Origin of the sequence: Vibrio sp. V42_P2S4T144, from assembly GCF_009904715.1 — a bacterium.
Classification (GTDB): Bacteria; Pseudomonadota; Gammaproteobacteria; order Enterobacterales; family Vibrionaceae; genus Vibrio; species Vibrio alginolyticus.
Genome location: NZ_WXWS01000153.1, coordinates 1 through 3,875 on the forward strand (window position 1 = coordinate 1; position 3,875 = coordinate 3,875).

The 3,875-nt window shown below is 44.2% G+C and carries 2 protein-coding genes; both read right to left on the minus strand.

What is annotated here, in order from left to right; translation table 11 throughout:
- Nucleotides 1-1,832, minus strand: a 1,832-nt coding sequence (locus CAG68_RS04980; RefSeq protein ID WP_161440843.1) for a methyl-accepting chemotaxis protein, incomplete at its 3' end; no start/stop codon positions are given.
- 436 nt (nucleotides 1,833-2,268) lie between these two features.
- Nucleotides 2,269-3,633 carry a nucleoside recognition domain-containing protein gene (locus CAG68_RS04985; RefSeq protein ID WP_161440844.1) on the minus strand — a complete coding sequence of 455 codons (1,365 nt, stop codon included), beginning with the start codon at nucleotides 3,631-3,633 and terminating at the stop codon, nucleotides 2,269-2,271.
- Between the last annotated feature and the right edge of the window lie 242 nt (nucleotides 3,634-3,875).

The following is a 3,875-nucleotide window of genomic DNA, read 5'->3' on the forward strand; positions in this document are numbered from 1 at the left end:
ACATCTTCTTGTTGCGCCTGCATCGCGTCGTTGGTTCGATTTGCCGATTCGGCGACTTGAGTCGATAGGTCTTTAATATTCACCGTATTGTTGTTGATCTCTTCAGCGACAAGGCTTTGCTCTTCCGCTGCTGAGGCAATTTGCAAGTTCATATCGGAAATACGCTGAATCGCGTCACGAATGCGTTGTAACGCACTATTTGCTAAACCCGCTTTTTCAACGGCCTCTATAGCACTACCTTTGCTTTGATGCATGGCATTTGCCACAGATGAAGCGCCAGATTGTAGTTGCTCAATCATAGTACGAATCTCTGTTGTCGACTCTTGAGTACGTTGTGCCAGTGTACGTACTTCATCTGCAACAACGGCGAAGCCTCGGCCAGATTCTCCCGCACGTGCAGCCTCGATTGCGGCATTCAACGCGAGTAAGTTCGTTTGGTCCGCAATATCGTTGATGACTTTTAGAATCGTTTCGATATTGGCGGTAGCAGATTCCAACACTTGTACTTCTTCGACTGCAAGGTCAATGCTATCGGAAAGCATGTTTATCGTTTGTGTCGATTCACCAACGATAGAAGACCCCTCAACCGTTGCTTGGTCGGCTTCTTTGGCTGCACTTGCCGCACCTTGCGCATTATTAGCAACCTCTGTCGCGGTGACAGACATCTCATGCATCGCGGTAGCAAGTTGTTCTAGCTCTTGCAGCTGAGTGTGAATTGCGCTTGCCGAGTCTTTTGCGCCCTCAGCGGTGATTTGAGTTCCGTTTAAAATTTGATCAGAAATACGTTTCGACTCAATGATTTGCTGTTGTAAGTTCTCCATGAACGTATTGAAGTTTGTGGCAAGCTCAGAAAACTCTTGGTCAGTATCTGTTTCGAGGCGTTGTGTAAGGTCGCCTTTCCCTGATGCTACATCTTTAATCGCATTGTTTAGCGTGTCCAAAGGACGCATGAGAGTGCGAATCAACAGAGTTAGGGCGATAATAGATGCAATCACGGCAATGATTGAATAAATAATAGCGTTGTTACGAAGCTCTCCTACGGCAGAATAGGCAACAGCTTCATCGATCACCGAACCTACGTACCAGTTCTCGCCAGGAATGTGAGTCAGGTTAACCATGTAGCGGTTGCCATCAATCTCAACATGTTGTGCTGATTGCGTAAGTTCGATTTGCGGGAGGTAGCTACCGACCTTCTCGCCGTTATACTTACTTTGAGGGTGAGCAATGGTTGTGCCATCAGCGGTGATCAGAAATAAGTAACCAGCATCAAACAGATTCACTTGGTTGACCAGATCAGAAAGGGTAGTTAATTCGAGGTCATAAAACATACCGGCTAAAAACTGGCCATTTTCTTTTACTGGTGTACCAACAGAGATGATAACGTTTTTCGAAGAGGCATCGACGTACGGATCGGTTACGACCAAATCGCCTTTGCTCTTAGCTGCAATAAACCAAGGACGCTGACGTGGGTCGTAGTCTGGACCCGCATCCCAGCCGTCGTCATTTTCAATCACAAAGCCATTACTTTCATAACCAAAACCGATGGCAAGGAAGCTGCTTTTTGGCGTCGGTCTTTCAAGTATGTTTTGAACATAGCTATGTGAACTGGGATCAAGCTCAATCACTTCAGTAATGGAGCGAGCGAGATCCTTCTTTGCATTCATTTCTGATTGCACAGTGTTACCAACACTGGTCAATATCTCGTTGACACTTGAGTCGATTTGCTCCTGAGTTTGGGAGCGGATGGTCATAACTTGTTGTGTCGACAATAACGACACGGTAATTAGCAGCAAAAATGAAGAGGCTGTGACAACCTTATGTCTGAATTTCATGAGCTTTCCTCTGATTCTCCCGGTTGGTTCCACTTTGCTTTCGCCTCTTTTAAACCGAGCGAATTGGGCATAAAGAGAAACCTATTGTGTTTGGTTATATTTTTATCGACATCTTTGTCAAAAACATGAACTCATTTGTCGTCTTTTTTAACTAAATTTAAACAAACCGACAATTTACGTTAAAACTTGTGAGTGTGATCATGTTTGTGAGCTCAATTAATGAAATCGTCATAATGAAAAGAATTGCTTAACAAACAGTGGCATTAACTGGCTTTACAGGTGAGGTGATGAAAATTTTGTTGGTGCTGAAAGGTGTTTTGTTGAAGTTTTGTCTTTGTAAATTATGAGCTTTTTACTAAAAGCCTAATGTGGACGGAGTTTTAGGTATAAAAAAGGCCCCGACGATGCGGAGCCTTTGTTTATTGACGTCTCGATTTTAGAAAATAAGATGAGCAACGCCAGCAATCACAGGTAATGTGATTAACGTACGTAAAATGAAGATTACGAAGAGCTCTACAATGTTTACTGGAATTTTGCTGCCTAACAGTAGGGCACCTACTTCCGACATGTAGATAAGCTGAGTTACTGACATTGCTGCAATAACAAAACGTGTCATTTCGTTATCGATTGAGGCCGCTAAAATTGCTGGAATAAACATATCCGCAAAGCCAACAACGATTGTCTGTGATGCTGCAACAGCTTCAGGGACTTGCAGTAGCTCTAGGTATGGGATAAACGGTTGACCCAGAATTGCAAATACAGGCGTGTATTCTGCAATCACCAATGCAACGGTACCAAGACCCATCACTACAGGTAATACGCCAAATACCATGTCGACTGCGTTGTGTACGCCTTCTTTAAATACAGACTGAACCGATGTGACTTGACCAGCACGCTTAAGAGCTAGATCCATACCCCAAGAGAATGTGGTGTGGCCTTCTGGCACTGCATCTGCGTCTTTATCTGGGTTGCTGCCGTCAATGTAGCGATCTTTCTTCAGACTAAGCGGAGGCAGGCGAGGAATGATAATCGCAGCTACGATACCAGCTAGACAGATAGCGCCGTAGAAAGGCAAAAATAAGTGCTCTAGTTTTACCTGAGCGATAACAACTAAGCTAAACGTGATCGATACTGCTGAGAAAGTGGTCCCGACAACAGCCGCTTCACGCTGAGTATAGAACTTATTTTCGTATTGCTTGCTGGTTAGCAAGATACCAACACTTCCGTCGCCTAGCCAAGATGCCATACAGTCAATTGCACTGCGGCCAGGTAGGTTGAATACCGGACGTATTATTTTACTGAGTAACGCACCAAATAGCTCCAGAAGACCGAAGTTCAAAAGAAGCGGAAGCAGTAAACCCGCGAAAATGAAAACGGCAAACAGAGTAGGTAGAAGACCAGTAAGAACAAGCCCGCCAGTGTTCTCTTCCCAAATTGCTTTTGGACCCACTTGGAAGAACGTCATTAACACGGCAGCGCCGCCGATTAAACGAACAACGAGCCAAAGTGGAGATGGGTTGAAGAGACCGTTTAAAAAACCATTACGTAAAATTGCAGCTGGCTTAAAAATTTTGCAAAGAACAGAAGCAACGGCCATGAAAGCGATGATACTGGTGACGATAGCAATCAAGGTATCGCCTAACACCGCTGGGATGACTTTTGCCATCACGGCAACGGGAATGGTTAGGCCGCCATCGTAAGAGATCGGAGCCATAAAGAGTAGAAGACCAATTAGGGAAGGGATGAAAAACATCCAAAAGTTGCCCTTAGGAGCTTCAGTAGCATTAGTGGTGTTATGCATAGTTGTCTCGTGTTACTACTAGTCAATACTTGCCATTTCCATGACATAAATATTCACTAAACATCCGTATTTAATCACAGTTTTGCGGAGGGTACCCGCAAACTGCATCCATTGCAATACTATTCATTAAATACATCTAGTTATTCAGCCGATTTGTCGGGTAATTGGTCAAATAACGTCTAAGTGTATGCGAATATGTTGCTTGTGTTAGAAAATTGTAGCACGAGAGGCGAATTGCGCAG

Bases quoted from the DNA above. Each gene is read 5' to 3' on its own strand.
- CAG68_RS04985 (WP_161440844.1), bottom strand. From the start codon at position 3,633: ATGCATAACACCACTAATGCTACTGAAGCTCCTAAGGGCAACTTTTGG.